The organism is Geodermatophilus africanus, assembly GCF_900107105.1.
GTDB lineage: Bacteria > Actinomycetota > Actinomycetes > Mycobacteriales > Geodermatophilaceae > Geodermatophilus > Geodermatophilus africanus.
On the sequence record NZ_FNOT01000001.1, the window covers coordinates 415,553 to 431,818 of the forward strand.

Annotated in this window: 14 protein-coding genes; 6 read left to right on the top strand and 8 right to left on the bottom strand. The window is 75.1% G+C overall.

Annotation, left to right across the window (positions count from 1 at the left end; genetic code table 11):
- Positions 1–69: 69 nt before the first annotated feature.
- On the top strand, positions 70–234 hold the full coding sequence (locus BLW63_RS26580) for a hypothetical protein (protein WP_170856589.1): 165 nt from the start codon (positions 70–72) through the stop codon (positions 232–234).
- Between the two features lie 69 nt (positions 235–303).
- Here the strand turns inward: BLW63_RS26580 and fmdA are convergent, their stop codons facing one another.
- The 7 genes from fmdA to BLW63_RS01940 form a co-directional block, all read right to left on the bottom strand.
- A complete protein-coding gene (gene fmdA, locus BLW63_RS01910; protein ID WP_091150846.1) occupies positions 304–1,557 on the bottom strand; it encodes a formamidase in 1,254 nt (417 codons plus the stop codon).
- A gap of 183 nt (positions 1,558–1,740) precedes the next feature.
- A complete protein-coding gene (locus tag BLW63_RS01915) occupies positions 1,741–2,019 on the bottom strand; it encodes an FmdB family zinc ribbon protein (RefSeq protein ID WP_091150848.1) in 279 nt (92 codons plus the stop codon).
- Between the two features lie 154 nt (positions 2,020–2,173).
- Positions 2,174–3,748, bottom strand: coding sequence for an FMN-binding glutamate synthase family protein (locus BLW63_RS01920; protein WP_091150851.1), 1,575 nt, complete (start codon positions 3,746–3,748; stop codon positions 2,174–2,176).
- A gap of 215 nt (positions 3,749–3,963) precedes the next feature.
- Positions 3,964–5,430: a GntP family permease gene (locus tag BLW63_RS01925; RefSeq protein WP_091150853.1), complete on the bottom strand. Its 1,467-nt coding sequence runs from the start codon at positions 5,428–5,430 to the stop codon at positions 3,964–3,966.
- A 30-nt stretch (positions 5,431–5,460) separates the two neighbouring features.
- A complete protein-coding gene (locus BLW63_RS01930) occupies positions 5,461–7,008 on the bottom strand; it encodes a gluconokinase (RefSeq protein ID WP_091151190.1) in 1,548 nt (515 codons plus the stop codon).
- A gap of 45 nt (positions 7,009–7,053) precedes the next feature.
- Complete coding sequence (locus tag BLW63_RS01935; protein ID WP_091150855.1) at positions 7,054–7,683, bottom strand: ATP synthase subunit B family protein; 630 nt, start codon at positions 7,681–7,683, stop codon at positions 7,054–7,056.
- 177 nt (positions 7,684–7,860) lie between these two features.
- Positions 7,861–9,192 carry an MFS transporter gene (locus BLW63_RS01940; RefSeq protein WP_091150857.1) on the bottom strand — a complete coding sequence of 444 codons (1,332 nt, stop codon included), beginning with the start codon at positions 9,190–9,192 and terminating at the stop codon, positions 7,861–7,863.
- A gap of 244 nt (positions 9,193–9,436) precedes the next feature.
- On the opposite strand from BLW63_RS01940, the gene BLW63_RS01945 reads away from it, so the two are divergent.
- The 4 genes from BLW63_RS01945 (at position 9,437) to BLW63_RS01960 (ending at position 12,732) form a co-directional block, all read left to right on the top strand.
- Complete coding sequence (locus BLW63_RS01945) at positions 9,437–9,838, top strand: cupin domain-containing protein (RefSeq protein ID WP_091150859.1); 402 nt, start codon at positions 9,437–9,439, stop codon at positions 9,836–9,838.
- A gap of 127 nt (positions 9,839–9,965) precedes the next feature.
- On the top strand, positions 9,966–10,535 hold the full coding sequence (locus tag BLW63_RS01950; protein ID WP_170856590.1) for a glycosyltransferase: 570 nt from the start codon (positions 9,966–9,968) through the stop codon (positions 10,533–10,535).
- A 128-nt stretch (positions 10,536–10,663) separates the two neighbouring features.
- Entirely contained in the window at positions 10,664–12,067 is a 1,404-nt protein-coding gene (locus BLW63_RS01955) for a sensor histidine kinase (protein WP_091150862.1), read from the top strand.
- A complete protein-coding gene (locus BLW63_RS01960; RefSeq protein WP_091150865.1) occupies positions 12,064–12,732 on the top strand; it encodes a response regulator in 669 nt (222 codons plus the stop codon). Before BLW63_RS01955 ends, BLW63_RS01960 begins: the two co-directional genes overlap by 4 nt.
- A gap of 207 nt (positions 12,733–12,939) precedes the next feature.
- Here BLW63_RS01960 and BLW63_RS01965 read toward each other — a convergent pair whose 3' ends face one another.
- Positions 12,940–14,208, bottom strand: a complete 1,269-nt coding sequence (locus BLW63_RS01965) for a GAF domain-containing protein (protein ID WP_091151192.1) — start codon at positions 14,206–14,208, stop codon at positions 12,940–12,942.
- A 131-nt stretch (positions 14,209–14,339) separates the two neighbouring features.
- Between BLW63_RS01965 and BLW63_RS01970 the strand changes: the two genes are divergently transcribed.
- Positions 14,340–16,169 carry a flavin-containing monooxygenase gene (locus BLW63_RS01970; protein WP_091150867.1) on the top strand — a complete coding sequence of 610 codons (1,830 nt, stop codon included), beginning with the start codon at positions 14,340–14,342 and terminating at the stop codon, positions 16,167–16,169.
- The last annotated feature ends 97 nt before the right edge of the window (positions 16,170–16,266 follow it).

Sequence of the window (16,266 nt, forward strand, 5' to 3'; positions counted from 1 at the left end):
CGCTGGGTAGTGCGCGCCGGGCGCTCACGGCGCACGGGGGCCGCACGAGCACACAGAGGAGAACGGTCCGTGGAGAGCCGGATCGAGGTCAGCTGGACCTGCAGTCCCTGCGAGGTGGCCGGCCAGGACGCCGAGGCCGCCGGTGAGCGGCCGACGTGCTGGAACTGCGGCGGGCCGGTCGTGGTGACCGCTCGGCCCACGGTCCGGACGATCGGCGGCCCGGACACCCGGTAGGGCGCCCGGACCACCGCGCGTCACCCTCCCGCGCCGGACAGCGGCCGGGACACCGTCACGGAGCCGTCGTCACGAGGTCACCGCACACTGCCCCCTGTCCGCCTTCGCCGGGCCGGACGCCGACGGCCGGACGTCGAAGTCGAAGATCGCCGTCGGCAGGTACAGCGACGCGCAGGCGTTCGGGATGTCCACGACGCCGCTGATGCGGCCCTCGATCGGCGCCGCACCCAGCAGCAAGTAGGCCTGCTCGCCGGAGTACCCGAACTTCTCCAGGTACCGGACGGCGTTCAGGCACGCCCGCTTGTAGGCCAGCGTGGCGTCGAGGTACTTGTTCGTGTTGCTCTCGTGGTCGACCGAGATCCCGATGAAGGTCAGGAACTCGGAGTAGCGGGGCTCGACGTTGCCGGGCATGAACACCGGGTTCGTGGTCACCCCGTAGGTCTCCATGCCGCCCTTGATCAGGTCGATGTGGAAGTCGATGAACCCGCCCATCTCGATGGCGCCGCAGAAGGTGATCTCTCCGTCGCCCTGGCTGAAGTGCAGGTCCCCGCCGGAGAGCTTCGCGTCCCGCACGTGCACCGGGTAGAACACGCGGGAGCCACGGGTGAAGTTCTTGATGTCGTGGTTGCCGCCGTTCTCCCGGGCCGGCACGGTGCGCGCGCCGTCCCGGCCGATGCCGGTGAGCACGTCCCCGTCCGCCGTCCCACCGAGGGTCTGGTCCTCCAGTGGGAGCAGCGCCAGGGCGGGCACCCGGTCGGGGTCGGTGTCGGCCAGCGCCTTCTCCCGCTCGTTCCACCGGGCGAGCAGGTCGGCCGAGGGCGCGGTGCCGAACAGCCCCGGGTGGGTGATCCCCGTGAAGCGCACCCCCGGGATGTGCCGGGAGGTGCACGTCTGGCCCTGGAAGTCCCAGATCGCCTTGTAGGCGTCCGGGAAGTAGTCGGTCAGGAATCCGCCGCCGTTGGCCTTGGCGAAGATCCCCGTGTAGCCCCAGCCCTGGCCGGGGGCGTCGCCGTACTCCTGCGGCGCCTGCACCGGCCCGAGGTCGAGGATGTCGACGACGAGCAGGTCGCCGGGCTCGGCGCCCTCGACCCCGATCGGCCCGCTGAGCATGTGCGCCCGGTTCAGGTCGACGTCGCGGACGTCGTTGGCCGAGTCGTTGTTGCCGATCTGTCCGTCGGTCCACTCCCGGCACTCCACCCGGATGGTCTGCCCCGGCCGGACCATCGTGGCGACCGGCACGTCCGGGTGCCACCGGTTGTGCCCGGGTACGGCCTGGTCCCGCATCGACTTGGCCTGGTCGACGGTGAACACCACGTCTGGCATCTCGCCACTCTCCGATCTCGTGTCGTGCTGAGTGCAGCCCGCGGTCCACGGGCCGCGCGGGGCCGGCCGTGCTCAGCAGGAGCCGTTGTCGGCCGGCGGCGGGCCGGTGCACTGCCGGTCCGCCCGTCGTCCTGGTCGCCATCACCCCCTCCTCGGCCGGGGCGGACCCTCCGTCCCGGCCGGTCAGGGACGCGGCAGTGCGCCCCACCGCGGGTCGCGGGCGACCGGCCGGCCGGCCGCGGGCGGCACGGCGGTGGTCACCGCGGGGGCGTCCGCGCTGGCCTCCTCGCGCCGGCGGGCGGACGCCACGGCGGTGGGGATCCGGCTCAGCAGCGGTGGGGTGTACTGGCGGCGGCCGGCGGCTCCGCAGGACGGGCAGGTGCTCGTCGGCTCGGCGGTGCCGATCGGCCGGAGCACCTCCCAGGGGCCGCACGCCCCGCACCGGTACAGGTAGCTGGCCATCAGCGGCTCCGGACCTCGGACGGCTGGGCTCAGGGAGGGACCGTAGCCACCCCGCCGATCGGGTCGACCGCCCTCCGACACGGGGGCAGGAGCCGATCCCGTCGTCCCGCGCGTCCCTACTCCCGGCCCGTCGGGCGTGACCGTCGGTCGGAGGTCAGCGGATGGCGTCCTCCGAGGGGACGGCGGACCCGCCCTGGGGGGCCTCGGCCGTCATGATCCGCACGATCTCCTCGCGGTCGGCGGCCGACGGCAGCCCCCACCCCGGCTCGTAGCCGTAGACGTCGCCCAGCGGCGTGGAGGCCGTGCGCCCGGTGAGCACCTCGACGGAGGACGAGTCGATCAGCCCCGGGTGCTCGACGCCGCAGGCCTCGGCGACCTTGAGCAGGTCGCGGCGCAACGTCCCGATGTAGTTCGCCGCGCGGACCGACTTCAGCTGCGGGTCGAGGCCGTGCGCCAGCCAGGGGTTCTGGGTGGCCACGCCGGTCGGGCAGGTGTCGGTGTGGCACTTCTGCGCCTGGATGCAGCCGATCGCCAGCATCGCCTCGCGACCGACGTTGACCATGTCGCAGCCGAGCGCGAAGGCCACGATCGCGTTGTCGGGCAGGCCGAGCTTGCCGGCGCCGACGAAGGTGACCTGCTCGTGCAGCGCCGCGCGGGCGAACACCGCGTGCACCCGGGCGAAGCCCAGCTGGAACGGCAGGGACACCGAGTCGGTGAAGATGAGCGGCGCCGCGCCGGTGCCGCCCTCGCCGCCGTCCACCGTCACGAAGTCCACGCCGCGGCCGGTGCCCGCCATCAGGTCGGTCAGCTCCCGCCAGAAGCCCATGTCGCCGACCGCGGACTTGATCCCCACCGGCAGCCCGGTCTCGGCGGCGAGCAGCTCCACCCAGTCGAGCAGGCTGTCGGTGTCGGAGAACTCCGCGTGCCGCGACGGGCTGATGCAGTCGACGCCCTCGCGGACGCCGCGCGCGGCGGCGATCTCGGCCGACACCTTCGCGCCCGGCAGGACGCCGCCCAGGCTGGGCTTGGCGCCCTGGCTGAGCTTGACCTCCAGCGCCCGGACCGGCGCCGAGGCGACGAGGTCCTTGAGCCGCTGCAGGTCGAAGCGACCCTCCTCGTCCCGGCAGCCGAAGTAGGCGGTGCCGATCTGGAACACCAGTTCCCCGCCGTGCCGGTGGTGCACCGAGAGCCCACCCTCGCCGGTGTTCTGCAGGCACCCGGCGAGCGCCGCCCCGCGGTTGAGCGCCTCGATGGCCGCCCCGGACAGCGACCCGAAACTCATCGCCGAGATGTTCACGACCGAGGCCGGCCGGAACGCCCGCGCCCGGCCGCGCGGGCCACCGAGCACCTTGGCGCTCGGCAGTGCGACGTCGTGGCCCGCGTGGACGGAGGCGGGCGGCACGGCCCGGCCGAACGTGCGGTGGTTGATGACCGGGTAGCCGGCGGTGAACTCCAGGTCGTTGTCGGTGCCGAAACCGAAGTAGTTGTTGTCGTGCTTCGCCGACGCGTACACCCAGCGCCGCTGGTCGCGGGTGAACGGGCGCTCCTCGTTGTTGCCCGCCACGAGGTACTGGCGCAGCTCCGGGCCGATGAACTCCAGCAGGTACCGGGCATGGCCGATCACCGGGAAGTTGCGCAACAGGGTGTGCTCGCGCTGCAGCAGGTCGCGCGTGGCGACCGCGGCGAGACCGGCGAGGCCGGCACCGGCGAGACGGAGGGTGCGTCCCATCGCGCCACGATGTCACCGCGGGCCCGGTTGCGGCGGGTCCGCCGACGCGGGGCCTGTGCCCGGCGCCCCGCCCTCGGTCGCGATCATGGCGCCCTGACCACTCCTGGCGGCCCCCTGCAGGGTCCCGCCGTCGGCCCCGTCCAGAGGCTCGTCCCGAGCCTGCGAGGGATGAGGAGGACGGGGTCCTTGCACGGTGGGGGGCAGGGGGTCCTTCGTCAGAGGAAGAAGCTCAGCACCAGCGCGAAGAGGAAGCCGATGGTGCCGAGCAGGGTCTCCATGACCGTCCAGGTCTTCAGCGTCGTCTTCTCGTCCATCCGGAAGAAGCGGCTGACCAGCCAGAAGCCGGAGTCGTTGACGTGCGACAGCACCGTCGCCCCGCCGGCGATGGCCAGCACGATCAGCGCCAGGTCCACCGACGAGAGCCCGTCGGTGGCCTCCACGACGGGGGCCATCAGCCCGGCAGCGGTCGTCAGCGCGACGGTCGCGGAGCCCTGCGCCACCCGCAGCAGCACCGAGATGACGAACGCCGCCACGATGACCGGCAGGCCGATGTCGCCCAGGACGTCGGCCAGCGCCTGACCGATGCCGCTGGCCCGCAGCACGCCGCCGAACATGCCGCCGGCGCCGGTGATCAGGATGATCGCGCACACCGGGCCCAGGGCGCTGTTGACGATCGACTCGACCTGGGCGCCGCTCTCCCCGCGCCGGAGCCCGAGCACCACCATCGCGACGAGCACCGTGACGAGCAGGGCCACCGGGGTGGCGCCGAGCAACTGGCCGGCGCGGACCAGGAACGAGGTCTCGTCGAGCGCGCCCGCGGTGGACAGCGTGGAGAGCCCGGTGTTGAGGAAGATCAGCACCAGTGGCAGCAGCAGGATGCCGATGACGGTGCCGAAGCGGGGCGGCGCCGGCCGGGTCGCGGTCTCCGTGGCCCGGCTCCCCGACGACGCGATGCCCGGCGAGGTGCCCTCCACCGACGGGTCGGGCTCGTCGTCGGCCGTCCGCGGGACGTCGTCGTCGTCGAGGATGTGCGGCACCGCGACGTCGTAGCGGCGGCCGGCCCACAGCCCGAACAGGTAGCCGCCGAGATACCAGGTCGGCAGGCCCACGATCAGGCCGAACACCAGCACCAGGCCGATGTCGGCGCCGACCAGCTCGGCGGCGGCGACCGGCCCGGGATGCGGCGGCACGAAGGCGTGCATCACCGCGAAGGCCCCGGCGGTCGGTAGCCCGTAGGTCAGCAGCGAGCCGCCCAGCCGCCGCGCGACCGTGAAGACGATCGGCAGGAAGACGACCAGCCCGGCGTCGAAGAAGATCGGGAAGCCGAACAGCAGCGCCGCCACACCCAGTGCCATCGGCGCCCGCTTCTCGCCGAACCGGCCGATCAGGCTGTCGGCGAGCACCTGCGCGCCACCGCTGTGCTCCAGCAGCCGGCCGAGCATCGCGCCCAGCCCGACCAGCAGTGCCACGCTGGCGAGAGTCGTGCCGAACCCGCCGGTCAGCGTGGTCACGACGTCCTCGAGCGGGATCCGGGTGGCCAGCGCGGTGAGCAGGCTGACCAGCACCAGCGCGAGGAACGCGTGCAGCTTCAGCTTCATGATCAGGAACAGCAGGACGCCGACGGCGGCCGCCGCGATGAGCAGCAGCGGCCCGGCGCCCAGCGCCGGTTCGACCTCGGGCACGGGCTACTCCTCCTGGGATCGGACGGCGGGTCAGACGGGGTGGGGCGGGTCGTCCAGGGCGTCCAGCGCGGTGAGGACGTCGGTCAGCGCGTCGGTGGAGCGCTCGACCAGCGGCCGCAGCTCGCCATAGACCGCGGCGTCGGCGGGGTCGGGCTCCACCGGGTCGTGCACCGTGACCAGCGCGGTCGCGGCGTCCAGGTCCGGCAGCGCGCCGAGGGCGTGCAACCCGAGCAGGCAGGCGCCCAGGCCGGTGCCCTCCGGGGAGTCGGCGACCCGCACCGGCAGGTCCAGGGCGGCGGCGAGCGTGCGCACCCACAGCGGCGAGGCCACCGCACCCCCTGTGGCGCGCACCTCGCGCACCGGGACGCCGGTGGCGGCGAACGCGTCGCGCACCAGGGCCAGCTGCTGGCAGACGCCCTCGACCGCCGCGCGCACCAGGTGCGGACGGCGGTGCTCGCGGCGCAGCCCCAGGTAGGCCCCGCGCAGCCCCGAGCGCCACCACGGGGCGCGCTCGCCGAGCAGGTAGGGCAGGCACAGCAGCCCGGCGCTCCCGGCGGGGACCCCGGCCGCCTCGTCGAGCAGCCGGGCGTCGAGCGCGTCGGCCTCCTCGCCCTGCGGCTCGGGGGAGCCGGGCTCGACGGCCAGCGCGTGCGAGGCCCAGCGCACCACCGAGCCGCCGTTGTTGACCGCTCCCCCGACCACCCAGTGCTCGTCGGTCAGCGCGTAGCAGAACAACCGGCGCCCTGGGTCGACCGTGGGCGCCGGGACGACGACCCGCATCGCCCCGCTGGTGCCCAGGGAGACCGCGGCGACCTCCGGGCGCACCGCCCCGACGCCGAGGTTGGCCAGCACCCCGTCGGAGGCGCCGACGACGACCGGTGTGTCCGCCGGGAGCCCGGTGGCGGCCGCGACGTCGGCGCGCAGCCCCGGCAGCACCGCGGTCGTCGGCCGGACCTCGCCGAGCTGGTCGGCCCGTACGCCGGCGATGCCCAGCGCCTCGTCGTCCCACCGGCCCGCGCGGAGGTCGTACAGGCCGGTGGCCGAGGCGCACGAGCGGTCGACCACCTGCGGGCCGCCGCACAGCGCCGCGACCACCAGCTCCTTGACCCCGCCCCAGCGCGGTGTCCCGGCCACCCGGTCGGCGTCCTGCGCCCGTTCCCAGGAGAGCTTCACCAGCGGCGACATCGCGTGCACCGGGGTACCGGTCCGGCCGTGCAGGGCGGGCGCGCGCCCGTCGGCGTGCAGGGCCTGCGCCCACTCGGCGGCCCGGGCGTCGGCCCAGGTGACCAGGGGCCCCAGCGGCGCGCCGTCGCCGTCCATCGGCACCAGGCCGTGCATGGCCGCGCAGAGCGCGACCCCGACGACCCGGTCGCCGCGCTCGCGGGCCCGCTCGGCGACCGCGGCCAGCGCCTCGACGGCCGCCTGCCGCAGCCGGCCGGCGTCGAGCTCGGCGCGGCCGGGACCGGGCACCAGCAGCGGGTAGCCGACGCTGACTACGTCCCGGACCCGGGCGTCGACGCCCGCGGTCACCGCCTTCGTCGCCGTCGTCCCGGAGTCGAGCCCGACGACGACGTCCACGCCCACCTCCCGCTCGGTCCTGCGGTCGGCGCCGACGCTAGTGGCTCAGCCGGGCACCGGCGCGCGGGCCGGTTGCTCCCCTGCGACCAGCGTCTGCAGCGCCTCGTCCAGCCGCGCGGTCAGCCGGCGGACCTCGGCGTGGGCCCGCGCCAGCTCCTCCTCCGCCGCCGCCCGGGCGTCCTCGGCCTCCGCGCGCATGCGCTCGCAGTCGGCGACCGCGCCGTCCCTGACCTCCCGGGCCCGCCGCAGCAGCGCGTCGGCCTCGGCCCGCGCCACCGCGCGCAGCCGGTCGGCGTCGGCGGCGCCGGCCTCGGTCAGCCGCGCGGCCTCGTCGGCGGCCAGCCGCAGGATCTCCCCGACCCGCTCGGAGGTGCGCACCTGCTCGCGCCCGGCCGGGGAGCAGGCGAGCAGCCGGCGGGAGATCTCCAGCTCCGCCGAACAGCTGCCGTAGCGGGTCAGCAGGTCGTCGTTGGCCCGCCGCAGGGCGAGCAGCTCGGTCTCGGCCCAGGCGACGTAGTCGTCGACCTGCAGCCGGTCGTAGCCGCGCAGCGCCGCCCGGAACGCCGGCCGGGGTCCGAGGAGGGCGTCGGGCTCGCCGGCGGCTGCCCGGTCGGGGGACGGCGGCCGGCCCGACCCTGGCCCGCCACCGGCCCGGACCTCGTTGCGTCGCACCACCCGCGCCTCCCCTGCTCCGCGTCCTCCAGGGCCGGGACGCTGCCAGACCCCGGCGGCCGGGTGGGCGGGCGCCGTCCCGGCGCGGCGGGGGCTCCGGTGGTGTCCGCCGCCTGCGTGCGGGCCCGGCCACGGGGCGTGAGAGCGGACCGGCCAGCGGGCGAGTGACGGGGGCCTTCCTCAGTGGTAGGCCGAGCGCCCGCGCAGCCGGGCGCCGACGGCGGCGACCAGCGGCGCCAGCACCACGCCGTCCCGGGCCATCCGGGCGCGCAGCTGCCGCCGGTGCCGCAGCACGCCGGCGAACCCGATCGCCCAGAACAGGTACTGGGTGGCGAACGCGGCGCGGAAGGCGTCGAGCGAGTAGCCGGTCGAGCCGCCGGGGGTGAGCAGGTCGAGCACCGCGCCCACGGCCAGGACGGTGAGCAGCGAGGCGAGGAAGCCGCCGACGTTGACCACGCCGCTGGCGCTGCCCTGCCGCTCGGCCGGGTTCCAGGTGCGGGCGAAGTCGAAGCCGATCATCGAGCCGGGGCCGTTGGTGCCCAGGACGACGACCAGCAGCACGAGCAGCGGCAGCGGTGCCCGCCCCGGCCACAGCAGGACGACGGTCCACGTCACGACCGTCGCCACGAGGATGGCGAACACCAGCGTGGAGCGACGCAGCGGCCAGCGCCCGCACAGCCGGCCCAGCAGCGGTCCGACGCCGATGCCGACCAGCACCAGCAGGGTGAGCAGCCCGGCCGCCGTCGCCGGACTCAGGCCCTGGCCGAGCACCAGGAAGGGGTAGCCCCACAGCAGCGCGAAGACGGTCCCGGAGAACTGGGTGACCAGGTGGGTGTAGAGGCCGATGCGGGTGCCCGGCTCCCGCCAGGTCAGCGCCAGGCTGCGGCGCACCTCCGCCAGCCCTGCCGGCGGCGCCAGCTCGGTGCCCGGGGGCGCGTCGCGCAGCGCGACCAGCACCAGGACGGCGACCAGCACGCCGACCGCGGCGGCGCCGAGGAAGGTCGCCTGCCACGACGTCGAGTGCATCAGCGCCACGAGCGGGTAGGCCGCGACGATCTGCCCGAACTGGCCGAGGATGCCGGTGAGCTGGGTGACCAGCGGGACGGTCCGGCCGGGGAACCAGAACCCGACCACCCGCAGCACGCTGACGAAGGTCATGGCGTCACCGGCGCCGACGAGCACCCGCGCCGCGATCGCCGTCGGCACGTCGCCGGCCAGCGCCAGGGTCGCCTGCCCCGCGGCCATGGTCAGCGCGCCGGCCAGGATCAGCCGCCGCGAGCCGAAGCGGTCCAGGGCCACCCCCACCGGCACCTGCATCGCGGCGTAGACGACCAGCTGCAGCACGAGGAACAGCGAGACCGCCGAGGCGCCAGCCGAGAAGCGCTCCTGCGCCTCCACCCCGGCCACGCCGAGGGAGGCACGGTGGAAGACGGCGACGGTGTACGCGGCGAGCGCGACGAGCCACACCGCGTAGGCACGGACCGTGGGGCGGGAGGCGGTCGTGGTCGTCACCCCAAGGACGACGCCACGACCGTCGTCGTTGCTTCCCGGACCCCCGGTGAGATCGGTCACCGGACCGGTGTGCCCCCGAACACGCCGCAGACCCGGCAGGGGGAGTCTCGGGGCCTCGGCCGCGCGGTGCCGGTCGGGGGACACAGGAATGACCGGCGGGGACCGGGGGCAGGAGGGACGTCGTCCGCCGGGCCCCACCGGGTGCCGGCCGCACACCGTGCCCGACCGAGGAGAGGAGCCCCCGATGGCGTCCGTCATCCACTACACCATCGCGACCGAGGCGGAGAAGTACGCCGACTTCCGCCGCGTGCTGTGGACCGGCAAGAACACCCAGCTGGTGATCATGACCATCCCGCCGGGTGGCGAGATCGGCGAGGAGGTCCACGAGGACATCGACCAGATCCTCACCTTCGTCAGCGGCACCGGCGAGGCGCGGATCTCCGGGTCCACGAAGAAGGTGGCGCAGGGCGACCTGGTCGTCGTCCCGGCCGGCACCAAGCACAACTTCGTCAACACCGGTCCCAACCCGCTGGTCCTCTACACCGTCTACGGCCCGCCGGAGCACGCCGACGGCGCGGTGCACAAGACCAAGGAGGAGGCCGATGCGGCCGAGGAGGCCGGCGAGGACGAGCCACCGACCGAGTGAGCCGCCGGGGCGGGGGGCGCGGCCGATCCCCCGCCCTGCCGGCAGGGGTCGTACGACCCCTGTCCAGGTGCGGCACCGACCGGCGGGCTGGTGCAGTGGTCCCGGGTCCGACCGGGAGGGGTGTGCCATGGCGACGAGTGCCGTCGCACCGCGCCGGCTGCTGTGCGTGGCCCCCCTCGCCCCCGCCGGCGGCGTCGACACCCTGCTGACCGCGTTCGGCATGCTCGCCGACGACCACCCGGAGCTGTCCGCGGAGGTCGTCGGCACCGGGCCGCTGGCGCGCGTGCTCCGGTCCCACGCCGACTACCTCGGCCTGGCCGAACGGGTCGGCTTCCGCGGCCGGCTGGCTCCCCCGGCGGTCCGGTCCGCGGTGCGCGACTGCGCCGTCCTGGTGCTTCCCCACCGCCACGGCACCGCCGCCGTGCCGGCCGCCGGGACCGCCGTCCTCGAGGCGCTGGAGGCCGCCTGTCCGGTGGTGGCGACCCCGCTCGCGCCCTACCTCGACCTCCTCGACGCCGGCACGGTCGTGCCACCGGACGACCCGACGGCGATGGCGCAGGCGCTCGTGTCGGTGCTGACCGGCACCCGGGCCCGGGCGGCCGGCGCCGGTCCGGGAGCCGCCGGACCGGGAGGCGCATCGCGTCCGGAGGCCGACGGGCACCTGCTGCGCCGGGCCTGGCTGCGGGTCCTCGGGTGACACCGGCGGGACCGTCCGCCCTCCGCTCGTCCGGGTCATCCCACCCGCTCGTGCCTTGCGCACCGCCGCCCCGGGGTGGCACAACACCCCAGCAGGCCGGTGTCGCGCCTGCGCCGAGCGGGGGTGCGATGGACAGCGAGCCCGCGACGGTCGCCGTGCCCGCGGTGAACCCGGGCTGGGTCGTGCTGGGGGACGGCGCGACCGGCGCCCACCCGCGGCCGGCCTCCCCCTCGGTGGGGCGGGTCGTGCTGCGCTTCGTGCTGGCCAACCTGATCGCCGTCCTCCTGCTGCTGGCCGGCGGCCTCTGGGCCGGCGTGGAGGCCGCCGAGGACGAGGCCCTGGCCGACGCCCGCCGCACCACCGAGCTGCTGGCCGACGTCCTCGTGCAACCCCTCGTCGACGAGCAGCTGCTGGCCGGCGACCCCGCTACGGTCGCCGCCGTGGACGCGTCGCTTCGGGCGCGGCTGGCGGAGACCCCCGTCCTCCGGGTCAAGATCTGGACGGCCGAGGGCCGCGTCGTCTACTCCGACGAGGCGCGCCTGATCGGGCTGAGCTACCCCCTCGACGCCGGCGGCCGGCAGACCCTGCGCGACGGCGTCACGCGCGCCGCGGTCAGCGACCTGACCCGCCCGGAGAACCGGTTCGAGCGCCCGGAGGGCCGGCTGCTCGAGGTCTACGGATTGGTCGGGGGCCCGGACGGCCGGCCGCTGCTCCTGGAGACCTACTCGACGTACGAGGCGGCCACCGAGCGGCGCTTCGAGATCTGGGCCCGGTTCGCGCCGATCTCGATGGTCGTGCTGCTCACCCTGGTCGCCGTCCAGCTGCCGCTGGCCCGGCGGATGGTGACCCAGCTGCGCGCCACCCAGCAGGAGCGCGAGCTGCTGCAGGCCCGGGCGCTGGAGGTCTCCACCGAGGAGCGCCGGCTGATCGCCGGCAGCCTGCACGACGGGATCGTGCAGGACGTCTCGGCCTCGGCGCTGCTGGTCGCCCGGGCCGCCGACGACCTGCGGACCGGGCCCGACCGCGGCCAGCACCGGCAGGTCGCCGAGGTGCTCGGCCAGGCCGCCGGGGCGCTGCGGGAGGCAGTGCGCTCGCTGCGCTCCCTGCTGGTCGAGATCCACCCCCCGACCCTCGACCGCGCCGGGCTGCCCGGCGCCCTGGCCGACCTCACCGCGCGGCTGCGGCCCCGCGGCATCGACGTCCGGCTGATCGTCGCCGAGGACCTGGAGGTGGACCCGGTGACCGCCACGCTGCTGCTCAGCACCGTGCAGGAGGCGCTGCGCAACGTGGTCAAGCACTCCGGCTCGCGCAGCGTGGCCGTCACCGTCGAGCAGCGGCCGGGGCGGCTGGTCCTCGAGGTCGCCGACGACGGCGTGGGCTTCGACGTCGGCGCCTCGGTCGGCCGGGCGCACGCGGGCCACCTCGGCCTCCGCCTGCTGGCCGACCGGGCCGCGGCCGCGGGCGCCACGCTCGCCGTGCGCACCGCGCCCCGCGCCGGGTCGACCCTGCGACTGGAGGTCCCCCACCCGTGATCGACGTTCTCGTGGTCGACGACCACGCGCTCATGCGTACGGGGCTGTCCGGGCTCATCGCCGCCGCCGGCGACATGCGCGTGGTGGGGACGGCGGCCGACGGTGCCGAGGCGGTCGCCGAGGTGGCCCGGCTGGCGCCGCACGTCGTGCTGATGGACCTGTCCATGCCGGTGCTGGACGGCGTCTCGGCCACCCGCCGCATCGTCGAGGAGCACCCGGACGTCGAGGTGCTCGTGCTGACCTCCTTCTCCGACCGGCAGCGGGTGATGGAGGCCCTGGACGCCGGCGCCGGCGGCTACGTGCTCAAGGACACCGAGCCGGCCGACCTGCTCGCCGCCATCCGCTCCACCGCCCGCGGCCACTCCCCGCTCGACCCCCGGGTGGCCCGCACCGTGCTGCACGCGCGGCGGGGCCCGGCCCGGGCGGCAGAGCTCACCGACCGCGAGCAGGAGGTGCTCGGGCTGGTCGGCCGCGGGCTGGCCAACAAGCAGATCGCCCGCCGCCTCGGCATCCGCGAGAGCACCGTCAAGGCGCACCTGACCAGCGTCTTCCAGCGGATCGGCGTCCGGGACCGCACCTCCGCAGCGCTCTGGGCCCGCACCCACCTGCCCGAGAAGCCCGGCGCGCCGGCCCGGCCCCCTGCAGGGACCCGCCGCGAGCCCTGATGGCCTCCGGGCAGGTAGAAGGACCCCGTCCTCCTCACCGTGGAAGGACCCCGTCCTCCCCACCCTTCGCGAGCTCAGGGTGGGACCCGGGACGGGGCCTCGCGCGAGCCTGCGAGTGGCGGGGGGCAAGGGGGTCCTCCAAGGGGAGGACGGGGTCCTTCCCCTGGCGGGGACAGGGGTCCTCAGAGGGGGGTGGGGAGTCCTCCTTCACCCGCAACGGAGCCGCTGCACCAGCGGCGCGGTGGACGCCGGCAGCAGCCGGGCGGCCGGCGCCGGCAGCAGCACCTCGACGGCGACGTCCTCGTCGACCCGGTAGGGCTGCGTCAGCAGCACCGAGCCGAGGGTGCGGCGCAGCCGGGAGACCTCGGCGCGCACGGTGACCGTCCGCGTGGGGTCGCCGAAGAGGTCCGCGGCCAGGGCGGCCGCCGAGCGCCCCGCCGGGTGCCGGGCGAGGGCGAGCAGGATCTCGGCGTGCCGCAGGCTCAGCCCGGCGCGCCAGCTGCCGCTGGCCCCGGTCACCTGCACCTGCGGGCGGGGCCCGGCGAGGTCGAGCACCAGGCCCGCCGGCCGGTCGCCGTCCGCCGGGTCGCACGGGCGCAGCAGCCAGCCGCCGGGCAGCGGCTCGACGGTGCACCGGCCCAGCGCCGGGACCCACACCGCGCCGGAGTGCACCTCCTCGGGCAGCGCCACCCGGTCCGGCGCGGCCAGGCCGGTCGCGGCCGCCGTGCAGCCGTCGACGCCCACCACCAGCGCCGGGCCGGTCAGCCGGGCGAGGATCGGCGCGGCCAGGCTCCGCAGCCGCTCGACGTGCCCGGTGTGGGCCCGCTGGAGCGCCTGCCCGGCGAGCGCGGCGACGGCGTCGACGAGGGCGATCGTGCTCGGGTGCACCGTCGACGCCGGACCGGAGAGGTCGACCACCCCGAGCACCCGGCCGGTGACCGGGTCGCGCAGCGGGGCGGCCGCACAGGTCCAGGGCTGGTGGCCCTCCGCATAGTGCTCGGCGGCGTGCACCTGCAGCGACGCGCGGACCACCACGCTGGTGCCGATGGCGTTGGTGCCGACGACGTCCTCGTCCCAGCACGAGCCCTCGACGAAGCCCAGCCGGTCGGCCCGCCGGCGCACCTCGGCGCCGCCCTCCCGCCAGAGCACCCGGCAGGCGGCGTCCCCCACGACCAACACCTGCCCGGCGTCGCGGGCCACCGGCAGCAACCGCTCGCGCAGCACCGGCAGCAGCGGGGCCAGCCCGCTCTCCGCGCGGCGGCGCTCGAGCTCGGCGCCGTCCAACGGCGCGACGTCCGGGGTGCACGAGGGGTCCAGGCCGCTGCCGCGCAGCCGGCGCCACGACGCGCCGATGACCGGCCGGGGCGCCGCGGGCGGGGTGCCCCCGGCCAGGGCCGCGGCGCGCACCTGCGCGAGCAGCCGGGTATGCGCGCGGGGATCGGCTCCCGGCGGGAGGGCGCTCTGGACAGCGGTCATGGGCAGCTCCTCGACTGTGACCTGCGCCACGACCATATGCCGTGCAACCCCCTGCAACGCCTCCCGCCCGTGCGTCCGGGCCGGTCTGCTGGACGCCGACCCCGCCCGCGACGACGCAGGAGGCGCACTCTGTGACGCAGACAGTGGAACGACCGAGCACCGCCGGCTCCCCCGCCGAGCGCACCGACGCCTGGCTGGCCGCGTTCGAGGACGCGCTCACCGCCCGGGACGTGGACCGCGCGGCGGGCATGTTCGCCGCGACGAGCTTCTGGCGCGACCTCATCGCCCTCACCTGGAACATCACCACGGTGGAGAATCCGGCCGGGGTGGCCGAGCTGCTCACCGCGACCCTGGAGCACACCGAGCCGCGCTCCTTCGCGGTCGAGGAGCCGCCCGAGGAGGCCGACGGTGTCACCACCGTCTGGTTCACCTTCGAGACGGCGGTCGGCCGCGGGAGGGGGCTGGCGCGGCTGGTCGAGGAGGACGGCGGGACGAAAGCGTGGACCCTCCTCACCACTCTCTATGAGCTCACGGGCCACGAGGAGCCGAAGGGTTCCCGCCGGCCGATGGGTGCCGAGCACGGGGCGAACAAGCAGCGGCTGACCTGGCTGGAGCGCCGCCGGAAGGAGGAGGCCGAGCTCGGTACCTCCGTGCAGCCCTACGTCCTCGTCGTCGGCGGCGGCCAGGGCGGCATCGCGCTCGGTGCCCGGCTGCGCCAGCTCGGCGTGCCGGCGCTCGTCGTCGACAAGCACCCACGGCCGGGCGACCAGTGGCGCGGCCGCTACAAGTCGCTCTGCCTGCACGACCCCGTCTGGTACGACCACCTGCCGTACCTCAAGTTCCCCGACACCTGGCCGGTGTTCTCGCCCAAGGACAAGATCGGCGACTGGCTCGAGTCCTACGTCGAGGCCATGGAGGTCCCGTACTGGACCAGCACCGTGGCGACGAAGGCGACCTACTCGCCCGAGAAGGGGGAGTGGACCGTCGAGGTCGAGCGCGAGGGCGACGCCCTGACGCTGCGGCCGAAGCACCTGGTGCTGGCGACCGGGATGTCGGGCAAGCCCAACGTCCCCGACATCCCGGGTCGGGACGTCTTCCGCGGCGACCAGCACCACTCCTCGGCCCACCCGGGGCCGGACGCCTACGCCGGCAAGCGCTGCGTCGTCATCGGCAGCAACAACTCGGCGTTCGACATCTGCGGGGCGCTGTGGGAGAACGACGCCGACGTCACGATGGTGCAGCGCTCCTCGACGCACATCGTCAAGAGCGCCACCCTCATGGACATCGGCCTCGGCGCGCTCTACAGCGAGGAGGCGGTCGCGAACGGGGTCACCACCGAGAAGGCCGACCTGATCTTCGCGTCGATCCCGTACCGGATCATGCACGAGTTCCAGATCCCGCTGTACGAGCAGATGGCCGAGCGCGACGCCGACTTCTACGAGCGGCTGGAGAAGGCCGGCTTCCGGCACGACTGGGGCGACGACGGCTCCGGCCTGTTCATGAAGTACCTGCGCCGCGGCTCCGGCTACTACATCGACGTGGGCGCCGCCGACCTGGTGGCCGACCGTCAGGTGAAGCTGGTGCAGGGCCAGGTCGTCCGGCTCACCGAGGACGCCGTCGTCCTCGAGGACGGCACCGAGCTGCCCGCCGACCTCGTGGTCTACGCCACCGGCTACGGCTCGATGAACGGCTGGGCGGCCGACCTCATCTCGCCGGAGGTCGCCGACACGGTGGGCAAGGTATGGGGTCTGGGCTCGGACACCACCAAGGACCCGGGGCCGTGGGAGGGCGAGCAGCGCAACATGTGGAAGCCCACCCAGCAGCAGGCGATGTGGTTCCACGGCGGGAACCTGCACCAGTCACGGCACTACTCGCTGTACCTGGCACTGCAGCTCAAGGCCCGGTACGAGGGGATCCCGACGCCGGTCTACCGGCTGCAGGAGGTGCACCACACCTCCTGAGGCCCATTCTCCGCCCGAGTTGATCATAAGGTTGTTGCTGTGAGACACGCCTCCAGCGGCGTGTGCGCCTGCGACAACCCCATGATCAACGGCTGCA